Genomic DNA, 16048 nt, shown 5'->3' with positions numbered 1-16048 from the left:
TACGGCCGCGCCCAGGGGACGGCCGCGCACCGCACGCCGGCAACGGGTTTCCGGCTGCGTGCGAGATACAGCGGAGGTGTGGTGTTGTGCTGAAGACCGGGAAGATCCTGCGCTTCGACGAGGTGCGCGGCTACGGGTTCATCGTGCCCAACGAAGGCGGCGAAGACGTCTTCATGCACGCCAACGACCTCGTCGACGAGAAGTACCTGTACCAGAGCGGCCGCGAGGTCGAGTTCTTCGAGGAGATGGGCGAGAAGGGGCCGAAGGCCTCGCAGATCCGCCTCGTCTACCGCTCCACCCCGCGCCGCTCCACCCCCGCCGTCGGCTTCTCCTCCGGCGGCCCCGACGCCCCGCGCATCACCAACCCGGGCGTCGACGAGCCCGACGCGGACACCGACCTCGACGAGTACGACGACACGGACGAGGCCGACACCCTCACCGTCGCCGAACTCCGCGCCGAACTCACCGACCTCCTCCTCGACACCGACGACACCCTCACCGCCGACCAGATCAAGCGCATCCGCACCCGGGTGACGGAACTGGCCCGGGTGCACGGGTGGGTGGCCTCGTAGGGACACCCTCTCCAGGGACACACACCGCCTCCCGCCCCGTCGCCGCCCGCAGTGGGCCGGTGGCGGGGCGGGAGGGTTCACGGGCGCGTTCCTTCCGGTACCCATCACCCCGCAGCGGCCAGCTCGGCACGGACCTTGACCTCCGTGAAGGTGGCCTTGTCCAGCCACACCCAGGTCGCAAGGTTCACCGTCGACCGGGCGGCCGGCTTCAGCTCGACCGAGGTCTCCGGCACCTTGATCTTGTCGTAGGCGTACGCGGCGAGGACACCGGGCGTCGGCGCGTGATCGTCGTCGGGGAGGGTGTCGGCTCCTGCCAGACCAAGGAGCGCTCGCAGAGAGCGGACTCAGGGGAGTTCTCCCTCTCTTCGTTGATCACCCCGCGCCAGAACTTGCCGTCCTTGCCCAGGTTGTAGTTCTCGTAGCTCTCGCCGCTGGCGAGCTCGGCGCTGCCCTTCTCGTAGTGGCCCACCCTCAGCCGCTCGCCCCACAGCAGCGCGCGGGCTGTCTACTCGAGCCTGCACATGATGCTTCGTGCCGGACAGTCCGCTCACGCATCGCGCACGCACGAAGCCCGCGTCCTCGAAGGCGAAGGTGCAGCTGGCGGCCGGTCGGCTGACTCCGGCGGGCGATGACGCGGACGCCTCGGTACCGAGAGCCAATGCCAACATCCTTTCCAAATATTGGTCTGGGGGGGGGGAATCGCTGTGGTCGCCACGATCCGCGTGGCCCCGGCGGGGTGACGATGACGACGGAAGACCGGCACTGGAATCTTTGTGGGAGACTTTGAGGGCTCGATGAGCAGGGGGAGGTATGCAACCACCGTCCACGACGAGTCAGCTGCTGGCCCTCGTGTTGCTCGTTCTGCCTGGGCTGACTTATCAGTTTCTGCGTGAGCGCTGGCGGGGTCCGGTCGCCACGGAGGCGCAGCTCGGCGAGCGGATGCTGCGCGCCATCACAGCTAGCGTCGTTCTAAACGGGGTGTATGCGGTCATCGCCGGGCCGGCCCTGGTCCGGGCATGGCGCAAGGCCGAGCGGTCCGGCTTGAGCGCGCTGGCCGCGGAGAGCCCACGGGCGGTCGGCATGTGGGCTCTGGTGCTCTTCCTCGGTGTACCGGCTGCCGCCGCCGCGGCGGTCTCGTACCGGGAGCGGCGCCGTGCCCGTTCCGTGTACAGGCCCGTGCCGACGGCGTGGGACTACGCTGTCGGTATGAGTGCCGACAGCGGACCGCGTTTCGTACGGGCGCGGCTGAAGGACGGCACGTGGGTGGGCGGTTGGTTCGGTACGCGGTCGTACGCTTCGAGCCATCCCCAGGAGGCCGACCTGTATCTGCAGGCGTCGTACCGGATGGCCGCGGACGGCTCCTTTGTCTCCAGGGTGGAACACACCGGCGGGATCTACCTGCGAATGGCCGACGTTGACGTGGTGGAAATGGTGAAGGTCCCGGAACACCGTTCCGGAGGGGGGCGAGATGACAGCAGCGGATGAGGAGCTGACCCCGTGGGAGCGGGCGTTCCTGGCTGATCCCGGTGACCCGCGTGGGTATCAGCCGCAGGGCGGTGCCGACGTCCCCGAGGAGCCGCCGGAGCCGCCGCCGGGGCCCGCGGGCGCGTCGCCGTCCAGTTCTGAGGAGCAGCAGCAGCGCACCGACAACGCCTAGCACGGCCTCAGCGCGTGACCATATCGAATTCGTACCCAGCCTCCTGGAGCTTGATCGCCGTCTCCTGGATGTCCTCGTGCCGGAACTCCCGCCACACCTCCAGGAGTTCCGCGACCGGTGCCAGCAGCTGCACCTTCTCGTAGCGGGCGGGGGTGCCCCAATGCGGGATGACCGTGGGTATGCCGTGCGGGCTGGTGCCGCCGACCTCGACGTCGAAGGGGTGCCAGTTCAGCGTGTGCTGATCGAGGCCAGCGTCGAGAATGACCATGCCGGTCGCGAAGGAGTCTCCCGGTAGCTCCAACGCCGTACGCAAGTCGCAGTCCTCCCACACGACGAGGAGTCGCGTCGCCATGAGGACCGAGGGGAACAGCCCCAGGCCCGCGAGTGCGGACGCCGCATCCGCGCCACGGTAGAAGAGCCGACACGTGACGAAGCCGACGTAAGGCTGGTCCATGTCCTCGGCCAGGATGTGAACCTGGGGTCGAGGACATGCACCGTGCGCTCGGAGCACTGCCTCGCTGGACTCCAGAATGACGTTGGACAGGGTCTCGACCAGATCTGCCATGTGGTCACGTTATTTGCTGGGTCATATGGTTCACGCGAGAATGCGATGTTGAAGAACGCGCACCGTCAAGCCAGGGGTGTGCGACGGTCGTTGGGGGGTGGGGCGCGTGCGGAAGCAGTGGACGGCGGCGGTCCGGTCCAGGCTCGATGGTGCGGCCGGTCCGTATGGCCTGCTCGACCAGGCTGCCCTGACCGAGGCGGTAGAGCTATTCGCTTGCACGACCCGAACGCAGGACATCGTGGAGACCTGCCACCTCCTCGGGATGCTGCACTGGCAGCGGGGGCAGGCTCTCGCCGACGCACGCGCCCTGCCAGAGGTACGGACGGCCACAGCACTGCTCGTCATCGTGAGCTTGCTGAAACCCGATCTGCCCTTGCCTGATCCGGTGCCACGACCGCCCGAGGCACCCTTAAGACCGGACGGCGAGGCGACGTGGGAGGACCTCCTCCAGGTGTTGGCCCTGCACCTCAACGATGGCGCTGATGCGCACACCGCGCGGCTGACGATCCATGCCGCGCGCAACGCCGTGGCCCACGCCGCTGCAGATTCTGCCCTGCTCGTCGGCCGGCTGAGAGTCTTGGGGATGGCCTGGCAGCGGCTGTACGAGCACACGGGGGAACTCGCCGACAACCAGCAGGCTGTCGCGGTCGCCCAGCGCGCGACGAAGGAGTCCGCCATCGGAAGCGCGGACCGGACGATGTCCTTGCACAACCTGGCTGAGTCCCTCCGCGCGCTGTTCAATCGCACAGGTGATGTCCGACACCTCCGGGAAGCGGTCGACATCGGCCGTGCGGCGGTGCGCGAGGTGCCGCAGACGGACGACAAGCGGTACATGCCCTTGGGCGGGCTGGCCGACTCCCTGCGGATGCTGTACGAGCGCACAGACGACGCCACCGTGCTGGAGGAGGCCCTAATGCTGAGCGCCTCTGCGCTGGAGGCCCTACCGGAATCCGACCGGGCTCAGCCGGCAGCGCTCATGAACGCCGCCATCCTGCTGCGCTACCAGTTCGAGCGCACCGGGGACCAGTCTGTCATGCACGAGGCCATCGCCATGTCGCGGAGCGCGGTCAAGACGGCGCCGCAGGGTACGCCAACCCAGCAGATTTCACTCCACAACCTCGGCAACCTGCTTCACATACTCTCTGAGCGAACCGGGGACTTGGCCGCGCTTGACGAGGCGATCGAGGCCGCGAGCGCTGCGGTCGACGCCTCGCCCGCCGAGCACCCCGACGGCGCGCGCTATCGGTCGACCCTCGTGGGGATGCTGAACCACAGGTTCAACCAGGCTGGAGACGCTCACGCCCTGGACCGCGCGATCGCGCTGGGCACTGAAGCGGTGGCCGCGACGCCCGAGGACCACCCGAACCGATGGATGTATTTGGCGAACCTCGCCGTTGTGCTGAAGGCCAGGGCCCACCACACCAAGGACCTCGACAGTCTGCCGCACGCCATCGTGTTCGAGCGCGAGATGACGGAACTCGCCTCCGATGCGGGCGGCCGTCACCAAGCCGCCGCACTGACGAATCTCGGCAATTCCCTACGGCTGTACTTCGATCACTCGGGGGACATGCCCTCGTTGGAGGAGGCGATCTCGGCGGGCCGCGCCGCCGTTGACGGGACTACCGAGGACCATCCCTTCCGGGCACAGTGCGAAGTGAATCTGGCGCTGTCGCTGAGCATCCACGGTGTGACCGCGAAGGACGCACGGCACGTCCAGGAGGCGCTCGGCCTCCTGAAGACAGCGGCGTCTAGGGCCAGCGCCCCGACTGCGGTCCGGCTGTCCGCCGCCCGAGAATGGGGCGAGCTCGCGATGGCGATCGGTCGGCCCAAGCAGGCGGCGCGTGGATTCGCGCTCGGCGTGGAGTTGTTGCCCCGCCTGGCGGCTCGTGGTCTCGTGCGGTCCGACTCGACGCGATGGATGGCCGAGTACTCACGCCTGGCGAGCGACGCGGCGGCATGCGCGCTTGCCGCCGGGCAGCCGGACCGGGCAGTCGAGGTACTTGAAATGGGACGGGGCGTGCTCCTGGCGCAGGCCCTGGAGTCCCGAACGGATCTCACCGAGCTGCGGGAACGCGCGCCAGACCTGGCGGACCGGTTTGATCACCTGTGCGCCCGGCTGGACGACTCCACCACCGACGGCCGCGACCTGATAACCGGTGGCGAGGACGATCCGGATCTCCGCCGGAAGCTGGCTCGGGAGCTGGACGATCTGGTCGCACGGATCCGGACACTGTCCGGGCTGGAGCGCTTCCTGCTGCCCCCGCACGCCGACCAGTTGGCCGCCGAAGCGCACAGCGGGCCCATCGCCATGGTCAACGTCAGCCGGTACCGGTGCGATGCCCTCGTTCTTACCCCCGCCGGCGTCCAAGTGTGCGAACTGCCAGAGATCGACTACGACGATGTCCACGACCGCCTCAGTGACATGCAGTACCTCATGGCGCAGAGTGGCAGCTCCCGTGAAGCACGCCTCAAGGCCGAACGTGTCATGGCGGAAGACACGCTGCCCTGGCTCTGGGACGAGGTGACGGAACCGGTCCTCGACATGCTCGGCCTCACCCAGCCCTTGGGCGAATCCAGCACGCGTCGCATGTGGTGGATCCCCTGCGGCCCGCTGGCGCACTTTCCGCTGCATGCCGCCGGCCACCACCTTGAGGCGCCCCCCGAGGGCGAGACCCGTCGCACGGTCATGGACAGAGTCGTGTCCTCGTACACGCCCACCGTACGTGCCCTGTCCTACACCCGAGCCCAGCACGCCCAGCGGAAGACGCCGTCCGAGGAATCTGGCCCACCGAGCATGCTGGCGGTCGCGATGCCGCACACACCGGGCGCACGAGACCTGCCGGGTGCCCGGACCGAATACCAGCACCTGGCTCAGCTGTTTCCCACGGTGAAGGGCCTGGTCGGGGAGAGGGCAACCTGCCAGGCCGTGCTCTCCAGCCTCGCTACCCACCCCTGGGCGCATTTCGCCTGCCACGCAGGTGCGGATCCCGATGACCCCTATCGGAGCCACTTGCTGGTCCACGACCATGCCGTCAATCCCCTCAGCGTGCTGGAGATCTCCCGGTTGCGCCTGGACAGATGCGAGTTCGCCTATCTCTCCGCTTGCAGCACCGCCGTGACCAGGGGCGACCTGGCCGACGAATCCCTCCACGTCGTCACTGCGTTCCAACTCGCCGGATTTCCGCAGGTTGTCGGGACGCTGTGGCAGATCAACGACACCATCGCCGTCGAGATCGCCGAACGCGTCTACACACAACTCGCCGCAGACGGCTTCGATCCCACCCGCACCAGCGCCTCCGTACACGCTGCGATTCGACTGATCCGAGACCGCTACCCCAGGTTTCCGACTCTCTGGGCCGCGCACGTCCACATGGGCCCGTGACCCGGCCGGGGGCAGATGCCGTCGCGGCTGGGGTGGCCGTTGCAACTGGCAGCATTACACGACGAGGACCCCAACCGCGCACCCTCTGGGCGCGTGAGCGACGAGGTTGATGTTCCAGTGTCCTGATTCCGCTCGTGCCACTCCTCAGTTGGCTGCTGGGATTGCGTGGTTTGGTCAGGTGGCAACGAAAGTATCGGGGGCTGCTGCGGATGATCTGGCGGTCTGATGAAGAGAAGAAGATTTACCGTCAGGCAGTCCGGGTGTGCCTGCTCGATCCACGCATTGAGAGGCGGCTCGATGCACGGCCGGAGGTCACCGCAGGCACCGTGATGGTGGCCATGAGCACGGACGAGAACATCGACCGGGCGCTATTGCCATGCATGCGCACGCATTTCGCGTACCGCAGGGTTTTCGACAAGTTGGAATCGTCCCGTGACTTGGTCGCAACGGTGGAAGCAAAGTGGGATGGACGGGTAGCCCTCCTCTTCGCCACGGTAGCCCTCACACTGTTGTCCTGGATCCGCGGATCGTCTTTCCTTTACGCGATCCTGGCGCTGCTCGTCCTCAACCTTGGCGCCCTGCTGTTCGCGCTCCGCTCCGCTGACGCCCGCAGTCAGCTGTGGCGCTGGATGGTGGCGCTGTTGCTCTCAATGCCTCAGATCGTACTGAGGCCCTGGTTGTACTTCCGCACCCGCCGGTGGTCCCACGAGTTGATCCGCAAGGGGCTCGCTCCCTGCATCGCCCAGGTTGTTGACGAGCTGCTCGGCGAAGACCGTGACTCACTGCTTCTGCCAGACAGTTACGAAGGACTGCGCCTGGTACACGGGCACGAATATTTCGTCAGTAATGGAGCTTCCGGGCAGCTCAAACGAAAGATCAAACAGATTGACGGCGGAACCATTGCCGTCAGCGGCCCGCGTGGAGTCGGGAAGACAACCCTGCTAGAAAGCTGCGTTGAGGCCGGGGATTTCGCTGTCTTCGCGCATGCACCGGCAACATATGCTCCGCATGAATTCTTGACGTCTTTGTTCGTGCGGGTCTGCGAGGAATACATCGGCAGAGAAGGCCATGCTGTTCCGGAGTTCAATCGACTGCCTCAGCTGCGTCGATCGCTGAGGCGTCTTGTGGCGCCCGCGGAGCGGTTACTTCGCTGGCTCGTTTACGCTGTGCCTGCAGGTGGACTCGTCACTCTAGGTCTGTTCGCCACCGTGCGCTCCTTTCAAGCGGAGCACGGCCAAGAGGTGAGGTCATACGTCCTTGATCCCGCTAGTGCGGCCCGCGCCCACGCAATGGACGTGTGGTCCGGTAGAGCTGTCGGGACTGGATTGGCTGTAACTTTCGTTGGTATTCTCATCTGGAGGTTGCGCCGTTCTGAGGTGACCGCGAGAGTCCTGGGTAGATTACGGCGACTTGCATTCATCCTGGTGGTCTATGCGCTAATGCTTGGCCCCATTGCCTCTCTTGGTTTTGACCCTGAAATTCGACATCATTTGCGTTCCTTCTTTCGGGACGGTGGCAGCACGGCTTGGTGCCTGGCCCTTGTCGTTTTCTGGCTGCTCTGCTCCCAGCAGTATTCTGAAGCCTGGAAAGGGCCGATCTCTATTTGGCGGTGGAGGGTGGCGAGGAGACGCTTTTTCGGCCCTCTCCGTAATGTGATTTCTCTTGTTTTCCTTGTGCTGGTGGCTGGCGCAGAAGCGGGCTGGGCGACATTGAACGACGCAGAAAACCCTCTGCGGATATGTATCTGGCTCCTGGGGGTACTGCTCAAGAAGTTCACGCTACGGCCATGGGTCCTGATTCGGCCAGAGCCGTCTCTTGTCACGGAGTGCCGCAACTACCTCTACCGACTAAAGACCGTCCAAAGCTCCTCGGCTGCAGTGAACACCGGAGCAGCCCAGCTCCTCAACTTGGGCACCTCGCACACTGCATCGCTCTCGACCATTCCTCCCAACTACCCCGAACTCGTCGCAGACTTTCGTGACCTCCTCACCTGGATGGCCAGGCAGCTTCATATCCGTCAGCAGCGACTTATCATTGCGATCGACGAGGTGGACCGCCTGGGTACAGGCGAGCAGGCGCTCGCATTCCTGAGTGAGATCAAGGCAATCCTGGGAATCCCGTACGTGCACTACCTGATATCCGTTGCCGATGACGTCGGTGCGTCGTTCGTTCGGCGCGGTTTGCCGCACCGTGATGCGACTGACAGCTCCCTCGATGACGTAGTTCACGTGCAGCCAGGCGTCCTCGCTGAATCAGCTGCAATCCTAAACAGTCGCGCGCCGGGAATATCGGGCCCTTATATAATTCTCGCCCATGCCTTGTCTGGAGGTATTCCCCGCGATCTGATTCGCTATGGGCGGCGCCTCATGGAGATCCAGGAAACGACGTCGCACCTAGAACTCACAGATATCTCGCGAGTCATGATCCTAGAGGAACTGTCCGAGACGCTCGCTGGTTTCCGAACCCTTCTTGCTAAGCAACAGTGGTCGCCAAACAACAGCTTGATTCTCGGCTCTTTCCGCAGCTTGATGGGCCACTTGCGGACCGCATGTCCGTGCAGCGACCGCGAAGAACAGCTCCAGCAGGCGATGGAGCACTTTGCGATTCATGCCGCACAGGGGCAGGCATCGTCCGATCAGCGTGATCTTCCAGGTGACGCACGTCAGCTCATCGATGAAGCCTCGGCTTATGCATACTTCTCATTTACACTCCTCGGCATTTTCGGTCCTGAGGAGTTTAATCGTCGCAGAAAAGAAGCGGCGCGTCGAGGGTTGGACGGTGATCCTGAAGCATTGGCTGAAGCTCGGCTTGAGTTGTCGATCTCTCCCTACAGCGCGCGGCCGCTCATCGATGCAATCCGGGTGGCGTGGAACCTGACTGAGTCGGGGACCGCGGCTGCTGCCATTCCTCCACCGAGGAGGATGACGTGTCCTGTGCATGCTGGGAATCGGTAAAGATCGATGCTCCTCTGGGTTTCCTTGCAGCATGGCAGGTCAACTGCGGAGGGATGTTTCCCGCGCTGCTCATCTTCAGAATCACCTGCTGGCGGTTTCGCTGCGACTCCCCATTCGGCGACGGGGGCGTCGGCTGGCGGCGAGGGTGAGCGCGGCATCCTTCCCGAGGAGCCGGTGAGAGTGCCGGTCATGGCGGTCACGCACTCGACCGGGACGTTATCGGGCAGGAGGTCCCCGCTTTGAAGCGTGCAGGATGGTGTTGTTCAGCGGACAGCGCGGATCATCACAGTGAGGACCGGCGAGGCCGGTGACGGCTGGCTCTGCCCGATGTCCTCGTACCCCCCCACGACTTGTAGAGCGCGTGGACCTTTCCATCCCCAGCGGCCGGGTTGACCATGAGCGTGACGTACGGCTCGTCGCGTGTGGCGAGGAGGGCGTCGTGGATGCGCCGGGCAGTGCCGGTCTTCCTCCAGGCCGGCCGGACACCGATCTCCTTCAGGGCCACGGCCGGTCGCTCGGTGTACTTGTTCGGCGGCTGGGGACTGGTGCGCTGCCAGTAACGGTCACCGTGCTCGATGGTGTTGCCGTAGGCGTAGCCGACCGGATGCCCGTCTGCATACGCGAGGACGGCCGTGAACCCTGGCTCGCCGCCGTGTCGGTCCAGGCGCTCGCCGAATGCGGTGACAGCGTAGTTCGGTAGGTGGAGGAGCGGGGCGCGCACATCGGCGTACACGTCGAGGAGATCGCCGCGGACGGTGTCGAGGGTGGTGAACGTGCGCAGTTCGATGGCGGGTGCCGTGGTCATGCGGCGGTCCTCCAGGCGGCGGTGTGCTCGGTCCAAGTCTGCACGGTAGAGCTACCTGGCGCGGTGGCGCGTAGCGCAGCCCCGAACTCCTGCAGCATGCGCGATACGCGGGCGTGCTGGGTAGCGGCTCGGCGGGGACCTTCATCGCGGTGGCCGTGGCGGCGTCGGCGGCGCCCTGCGCGAGTTGGGCGTGTGCGAGCCGGGTCGTGGTGATGGCCCGGGAACGGGCCATGTGGGGTCGCAGGGCGGACAGGCAGCGGTGGGCGTGGAACTCGGCGGCCGGGTAGTCGCCCAGCGCCAAGTAGGCGGACAGGGCCAAGGAGTCCAACTCTGCCTGATCGTAGAACGCGAGCATCCACACCGGCCGGTACTCGTCCGGGTCGGCACGCAGCATGGCGTCCTGTCCCTGATCGAACGCGCGACGGGTGCCGGTGCGATCCTGCGCCACACCGTGAATCGCTGCCTGGCGGGCCAGGCCGAGGGACGCGAACAGCGGGTCACGGCGCGTGATGTGCAGAGTGCGGGCGACACCGTTGGCGGCGAGCGCATCGGCGGGGCGGCCCATGTGCCTGTACATGGCTCCCGCGTGGCTACGCCACTTCACCGGTGAAGAGGAGGTGCCCGGCTACGACACCGGACTCGTCCCCGACTTCGAGCACCACGCCAGCCTCGTACAAACCGCCCTCGCCGCCCTCGACGAGGAAGAACAGGGCCCGGTTCGCAGCCAAGACCACCACCAGCCGCGCCCAGCAGGAAGAGGCCGAGCGCAAGCGGACCCAGTACGCTGACCAGGCCATCTCCGCCAAGTACAACCTCCGCCACCTCCGCCGCCGACTCCGTGAAGACGGCGCCACTCCACCCGACCTGCCCCGTTATCTTTTTCATGGTCCTGTAAGAGGACCGCTGGCGTCCGGGCCCGGCATGACTGTTGCCTCCTGTCGAACGGATGACCTGGGGGGTGGTGTCACCGGGTCCGAGGGGTGCCGTCGGAGACGCTGATCAGATGTCCGACCACCGCCCGGCCGGGCGCAATGCCAGGCCACTTGCGGGCGGCAGGTCTGCATAACGTGGATGCGCGAGAACGGCTCCCGACCTTGAGGCCGGCACGCATCGACACATGTGGGGGCACGGTGATCAGCATCGACGGGGTGGGGGTCTTCCTGGGCCTGGACGCCGGTAAGCAGACGCACCACGGCCACGGCCTGACCCCGGCCGGGAAGAAGGTGTTTGACAAGCAGCTGCCGAACAGCGAAACGAAGTTGCGGGCTGTCTTCGACAAGCTCACGGCCAAGTTCGGCACGGTCCTGGTGGTCGTGGACCAGCCCGCCTCCATCGGAGCCCTCCCACTGACCGTCGCCCGGGACGCCGGCTGCCAGGTCGCCTACCTGCCCGGACTCGCCATGCGGCGGATCGCCGACCTCTACCCCGGCGAGGCCAAGACCGACGCGAAAGACGCCGTGGTCATTGCACCAAGGAGAACGGCGAGTTGCTGCATCCCGCCAACGTCACACGGCGGTTCATCGAGCTGTACGAGGAGATCGGTCTCCCACCGCTCCGGCTCCATGACCTCCGCCACGGCGCCGCGACCCTCGCCCACGCGGCCGGGGCCGACCTCAAGGACATCCAGGAGATGCTCGGCCACTCCTCGATCACCATTACGGCCGACACGTACACGAGCCTGCTCCCCGAAGCGGACCTTGCGATCGCCGAGGCTGCTGCCAGACTCGTCCCGCGCGCCCGCGACACCTCCGAGAACACCGCCCCCGAAGCGGAGCCCGGGCCCGATGACGCGGAGTATCCCGGCCCGGAGTCCGTGCCGGATGATGCTGATCCGTTGGGAGGAATTCGGAGATCAACTCTCCGTCCGCTCACGCCAAACGGCCCCGGACGAGGAGTCCGAGGCCGAGTAGGAACCCTCCCTGGGGGAGAAATGCCAGGTCAGAGCGGTAACGCGTTGTGCCCCCGGCAGGATTCGAACCTGCGACACCCGCTTTAGGAGAGCGGTGCTCTATCCCCTGAGCTACGGAGGCGGGGCTTGCCGGGCCCCTGCTGGAGATCCCAGTGGGGGAGGCCAGGAGAGGTGAGGTAAGCGCCCTGGTCAGGCGTCCGCCAGGGGGAGGTTGGGTAGGCCCGAAGGGGCCACTTCCCAGGTTGTGCCCTGAAGGTCGACTGACCGCTGACAGCCTAGCGGATAGGGGTTGCGGAGGTCGCCCCCCGTTCCTGTCACGTGCCGCCGAGCGTTCGTGCCATGCCGCCTGACCTGGGGAGGGAATCTTTGGCCGTGATCAGCGCCTCCGAGGGGCCCAGCTCGTCGGACACCGCTGGCGGGTCAGGAGGCCGTGGCGGGCATCCGCGACGGTGCGCCTTGTGCTCCAGGCCCTTGAGGCGTGCGAAGTAGCTGGTCAGCGTGCCGAGTCTTGATCACTCGGCAGGGGGGAACCGTCCCATCGCCCAGAACCATGATCGCGCCGATGGGGTTTTCCGACCATCAGGGCACTCCGTCGGAAGGGGCCAGACCGTGGCCACGCAGTACACATCCAGGCTTGTCGCCGCTCTCGCCATTGCCGGCGCGCTCGTGCTGACCAGTCCGTCGCAGGCGCAGGCCGGGGCTGTGGGATCGACACCTGTCCAGACCTTCGAGTACAGCGTGGGCAGTGCGACGATGAAGATCCCGACCGGCTGCATGTTCTCGCACATCATCAGGGGCAAAGGGAAGAAGATCACGTACCAGAACGCCGGCGTCGACTGTGGGTTCGTCGGGGCTCTCGGTAGCGGGTTCTGCAACTGGCGCATCGATTTCACGTACGCCGACACCGATAACAGGACGTACAGGACATCTCGTGGCGCGACGCACTCCGAGTGCAAGATCGATCCGATGCGGAACAACTCTCCGCAGACTCTGCCTCGTTATGGCAAGGCGTGCGCCCATCTCCACGTCAACGGTGTGCGGCGCGTGAGCCAGTGCCACCACATCACGAAGTGAGCCACTCATGAGCCACCAGCAGCAACAGGGGCGGGACGAGGCCTGGAAGGCGCGGCGGCGTCAGGCCGGGATCCTGGCGTTCGTCGCGGGCCTCGTCGGCACGCTCATCTTCTTCGGCTTTTTTCCCGGGCTCCCGCACGTCATCGACTCCGGGGCCATCATCGTCTCCCTCGCCGTCGGGACGCTTGCGCGTTGGGCCTGCCAGTCGCGGATGACGAAGAAACGCAACGAGCCCATGTGAGCGCAGTAGCGGGGCGGAGTCTGGCCGGTTACGTCCCGCCTTCACGAACCCGCCCCTCTTGATGCCTGTGTCGAGTGGTGATGGGGAGCCAGTTCGAGCGAGGGGTGGGCGCAGGGGGCTGGGGATGGGCGTAGCGGGTGGGGAAGACCGGGATGGTGTCTGGTGCCAGGGGTGTGCGTTCGGCGCCCGTCCGGCGGGTGGGCGTAGCTCAGGTCGCTCGTCAGTCGGCCGTGCGCGCAGGTCGCCGAGTGGTGCCCCGGAGGCACACTCCTCTCCCCGCGCTCCCGGCGTACGTGTCCCCTCCTCCGGCGCCCGGCGCCCATGGGGCCCACCCCGCATCCCCGCGCTCAGGGTTGGGGGTGGCATGGGGCGGGATATGGGTGGTGACACCCATGGTGCCGGTCGTGGGGTGCGGGTGAGTGTGGGGGCACTCGACATGGACACGTCCCGTTCCACCGCGTCGGGCGTGTGTGGGCAGGTCCTGTTCCGTTTTCGTCGGGGTGGGGGAGCGGGAGGAACAGGGGGGTGTTGTCGTGGGGGTCACGAGCTGGCTGGCCGTGACGGTGTTCGTCGGTGCGTACGTACTCATAGCCACCGAGAAGGTGCACCGGGTGACGGTCGCCCTCGGTGGCGCCGTCATCATGCTGGTGATCGGGGCGACGCGGCCCGAGCACGCCTTCTTCTCGGAGCACGAGGGCATCGACTGGAACGTGCTCATCCTGCTGCTCGGGATGATGCTGATCGTCGCCGTGCTGAAACACACCGGCGTGTTCGAGTACGTCGCGGTGTGGGCCGTCAAACGCGCCAAGGGCGAGCCGTACCGGCTGATGGTGCTGCTGATCCTGGCGACGGCCGTGCCGTCCCCCTGGTTCGACAACGTGACCACGGTGCTCCTGATGGCGCCCGTGACCATCTCGGTCTGCGTGCGGCTCGGCCTCCCCGTCATCCCCTACCTCATCGCCGAGGTGATGGCCTGCAACATCGGCGGCGCCGCCACCCTCATCGGCGACCCGCCCAACATCATCATCGGCGCCCGCGCCGGTCTGTCGTTCAACGACTTCCTGCTGCACATGACGCCGATCGTGGTCGTGCTCATCGCGATGCTCTGCGTGCTGTGCCGGTTCTTGTTCCGCTCGGCCTTCCACTACGACCCCGACCGGGCGCGCGCGGCGCTGGAGCTGGACGAGCGGGAGATGATCCGCAACCCGCGGTTGCTGTGGGTCTGCGGCGTGGTGATCACCATCGTGATGGCCTGCTTCGTCCTGCACACCTGGCTCCACCTGGAGCCGTCGGTGGTCGCCATCACGGGCGGTCTGGTGCTGCTGGGGCTCTCCCGGCTCCGGATCGTCGCCAAGGTCGACACCGGCGAGGTCGTCAAGGACGTCGAGTGGGAGACGTTGGCGTTCTTCGCGGGTCTGTTCGTCATGGTCGGCGCGATGGTGCAGACCGGGATCATCGCCGACATCGGCAGGGCCGCCGCCGACGCCGCCGGCGGCGAGCTGCTCAGCACATCCATGGTGCTGCTCGTCGGCTCGGTGGTGCCCTCCGCGGTCATCGACAACATCCCGTTCGTCGCCTCGGTCAGCCCGATCGTCGAGGAGATCGTCAGCGCCTCCGGCGGCAGTTCCGAGGCCAACGTGCTGTGGTGGGCGTTCGCGCTCGGCGCCGACCTCGGCGGCAACGCCACGATCATCGCCTCCTCCGCCAACGTCGTGGTGGTCGGCATCGCCGCCCGCCACGGACACCACATCTCCTTCTGGAAGTTCAGCAAGTACGGGCTCGTGGTGACCGCCATGTCGATCGCGGTGGCCGCGCTCTACGTCTGGCTCCGCTACTTCGTCCTGGGCTGGCCCGCCTGACACCGGACCGGCCGATGTCCCCGTACGGGCTACAACGACGCCCGGGCGTTGGGCCGTACGGGTGACGCGGGGTGCCCGGCGGGTCCGGGCGCCCCTAGGGTCCGGGGCTATGACCTCTGCTACCTCAGCCACCGGTACCCAGCTCGACCCGAGCCACCTCGGCACCATCACGGTGATCGCCTGGGCCGGGGAGAACGTCAACGACGGTCAGGACATGCCCTTCCTGCTGGCCTACTCCCTCGGCGACGGCGCGGCCGGGCCCGAGGCCGGCGAGGCGGCCGTACGGCTCCTGCTGGAGCGCTCGGCGCTGCCGGTCGGCGGCGGGATCGTCGACGGGTCTTCCTCCCACGTGCCCGTGTCGGTGCTCGTCACCGGGAACAGCGCCACCCTGACGGTGCAGCACCTCAACGCCCAGTGCGTGGTGCCGGACGAATGGACGGCCGCCGCGCATGCCCGCGGGCAGGTGTACTTCATGTTCACCACCAAGCCGTGGCCGCAGGCCGCGCCGGGGGTACCGCTGGAGGAAGAGGCGCTCAAGGCGTTCGTCGGCGACGAAGAGGTGATCACCGCCTCGGCCCACTGCCTGGTGCCGGTCAGCAGCCTGCGCTGAGCTGTGAGTGCCTGAGCCCCGGGTCCGGGGGCGCCCCCTCAGCGCGCCCCCGTACTCCTTTTCGCGCCGGGTGGTGAGCCCGTCGCCCGCCCGACTGTCGGCGCACCGGATGTTTCCGGTGCGCCGATCTCGTTCCCGGGGGCGGACTCACCCACGAATGCGAGGGCGTGGGGGAAGGGAAAACCGCTCGGCGGATCCTGAGGGATTTCCACGCGCCGCTCCGGTGACGGGCGCTCGCTTTTTCCCCCGCTGCTCTGCCTCCGCGGAATTCGTGCCACAGAAAACGCGGGGAAGAACGAAGAGGGGGGCGGAGGGGGGGAGGGAGAGGAGAGAGGAGGGGAAGGTGTGCATTCTGCCGTACGGGAAATTAGCCCCTCCTCGCGATCGGCGCCGGAACGAACGCAGCGCAGACCCCGCCGC

12 protein-coding genes, 1 tRNA gene and 4 pseudogenes are annotated in these 16048 nt (G+C 66.6%); 12 read left to right on the top strand and 5 right to left on the bottom strand.

Annotated elements, in window-relative coordinates; all coding sequences use genetic code 11:
* Positions 1–86: 86 nt before the first annotated feature.
* The gene (locus ACFWMZ_RS12470) at positions 87–572 is read left to right on the top strand and encodes a cold-shock protein (RefSeq protein ID WP_383174486.1); all 486 of its coding nucleotides are present in this window, start codon (positions 87–89) and stop codon (positions 570–572) included.
* Positions 573–676: 104 nt separating this feature from the next.
* Here ACFWMZ_RS12470 and ACFWMZ_RS12465 read toward each other — a convergent pair whose 3' ends face one another.
* The gene (locus ACFWMZ_RS12465; RefSeq protein ID WP_383201252.1) at positions 677–805 is read right to left on the bottom strand and encodes a hypothetical protein; all 129 of its coding nucleotides are present in this window, start codon (positions 803–805) and stop codon (positions 677–679) included.
* 577 nt (positions 806–1382) lie between these two features.
* On the opposite strand from ACFWMZ_RS12465, the gene ACFWMZ_RS12460 reads away from it, so the two are divergent.
* Positions 1383–2057: a DUF6338 family protein gene (locus tag ACFWMZ_RS12460; protein ID WP_383201249.1), complete on the top strand. Its 675-nt coding sequence runs from the start codon at positions 1383–1385 to the stop codon at positions 2055–2057.
* Positions 2041–2229 (top strand): hypothetical protein, encoded by a 189-nt coding sequence (locus ACFWMZ_RS12455; protein WP_383201246.1) that lies wholly within the window; start codon positions 2041–2043, stop codon positions 2227–2229. Before ACFWMZ_RS12460 ends, ACFWMZ_RS12455 begins: the two co-directional genes overlap by 17 nt.
* Before the next feature lie 7 nt (positions 2230–2236).
* Here ACFWMZ_RS12455 and ACFWMZ_RS12450 read toward each other — a convergent pair whose 3' ends face one another.
* Positions 2237–2794 (bottom strand): hypothetical protein, encoded by a 558-nt coding sequence (locus ACFWMZ_RS12450; RefSeq protein WP_383201243.1) that lies wholly within the window; start codon positions 2792–2794, stop codon positions 2237–2239.
* 106 nt (positions 2795–2900) lie between these two features.
* Here ACFWMZ_RS12450 and ACFWMZ_RS12445 point away from each other — a divergent pair, with 106 nt between their 5' ends.
* Complete coding sequence (locus ACFWMZ_RS12445) at positions 2901–6176, top strand: CHAT domain-containing protein (protein WP_383201241.1); 3276 nt, start codon at positions 2901–2903, stop codon at positions 6174–6176.
* A 134-nt stretch (positions 6177–6310) separates the two neighbouring features.
* Positions 6311–9130 carry a P-loop NTPase fold protein gene (locus tag ACFWMZ_RS12440; protein ID WP_383201238.1) on the top strand — a complete coding sequence of 940 codons (2820 nt, stop codon included), beginning with the start codon at positions 6311–6313 and terminating at the stop codon, positions 9128–9130.
* 263 nt (positions 9131–9393) lie between these two features.
* Here the strand turns inward: ACFWMZ_RS12440 and ACFWMZ_RS12435 are convergent.
* Both ACFWMZ_RS12435 and ACFWMZ_RS12430 read right to left on the bottom strand, forming a co-directional pair.
* Positions 9394–9935, bottom strand: a pseudogene (locus ACFWMZ_RS12435) (GNAT family N-acetyltransferase).
* Positions 9932–10539, bottom strand: a pseudogene (locus ACFWMZ_RS12430) (XRE family transcriptional regulator); the annotation flags it as partial. The pseudogenes ACFWMZ_RS12430 and ACFWMZ_RS12435, both read right to left, overlap by 4 nt.
* Between ACFWMZ_RS12430 and ACFWMZ_RS12425 the strand changes: the two are divergent.
* The 3 genes and pseudogenes from ACFWMZ_RS12425 to ACFWMZ_RS12415 form a co-directional block, all read left to right on the top strand.
* Positions 10523–10805 (top strand): annotated as a pseudogene (locus tag ACFWMZ_RS12425) (transcriptional regulator); the annotation flags it as partial. The pseudogenes ACFWMZ_RS12430 and ACFWMZ_RS12425 overlap by 17 nt on opposite strands.
* Positions 10806–11065: 260 nt before the next feature.
* Positions 11066–11404: pseudogene (locus ACFWMZ_RS12420) on the top strand (IS110 family transposase); the annotation flags it as partial.
* 17 nt (positions 11405–11421) lie between these two features.
* Positions 11422–11931 carry a tyrosine-type recombinase/integrase gene (locus tag ACFWMZ_RS12415; RefSeq protein WP_383201375.1) on the top strand — a complete coding sequence of 170 codons (510 nt, stop codon included), beginning with the start codon at positions 11422–11424 and terminating at the stop codon, positions 11929–11931.
* Here ACFWMZ_RS12415 and ACFWMZ_RS12410 read toward each other — a convergent pair.
* Positions 11893–11965: transfer RNA gene (locus ACFWMZ_RS12410), tRNA-Arg, on the bottom strand. The two genes, ACFWMZ_RS12415 and ACFWMZ_RS12410, sit on opposite strands and share 39 nt — an antisense overlap.
* Positions 11966–12453: 488 nt before the next feature.
* Here ACFWMZ_RS12410 and ACFWMZ_RS12405 point away from each other — a divergent pair.
* The 4 genes from ACFWMZ_RS12405 (at position 12454) to ACFWMZ_RS12390 (ending at position 15628) form a co-directional block, all read left to right on the top strand.
* Complete coding sequence (locus ACFWMZ_RS12405; RefSeq protein WP_383201235.1) at positions 12454–12918, top strand: hypothetical protein; 465 nt, start codon at positions 12454–12456, stop codon at positions 12916–12918.
* Between the two features lie 7 nt (positions 12919–12925).
* On the top strand, positions 12926–13159 hold the full coding sequence (locus ACFWMZ_RS12400; RefSeq protein ID WP_383201233.1) for a hypothetical protein: 234 nt from the start codon (positions 12926–12928) through the stop codon (positions 13157–13159).
* Between the two features lie 533 nt (positions 13160–13692).
* Positions 13693–15018 (top strand): SLC13 family permease, encoded by a 1326-nt coding sequence (locus ACFWMZ_RS12395; RefSeq protein ID WP_383201230.1) that lies wholly within the window; start codon positions 13693–13695, stop codon positions 15016–15018.
* Between the two features lie 109 nt (positions 15019–15127).
* Positions 15128–15628, top strand: coding sequence for a DUF5949 family protein (locus ACFWMZ_RS12390; RefSeq protein WP_383181822.1), 501 nt, complete (start codon positions 15128–15130; stop codon positions 15626–15628).
* Positions 15629–16048 lie beyond the last annotated feature (420 nt).

It is taken from the genome of Streptomyces sp. NPDC058373, from assembly GCF_042723275.1.
Classification (GTDB): Bacteria; Actinomycetota; Actinomycetes; order Streptomycetales; family Streptomycetaceae; genus Streptomyces.
This window is presented reverse-complemented; position numbering and strand designations above follow the sequence as displayed.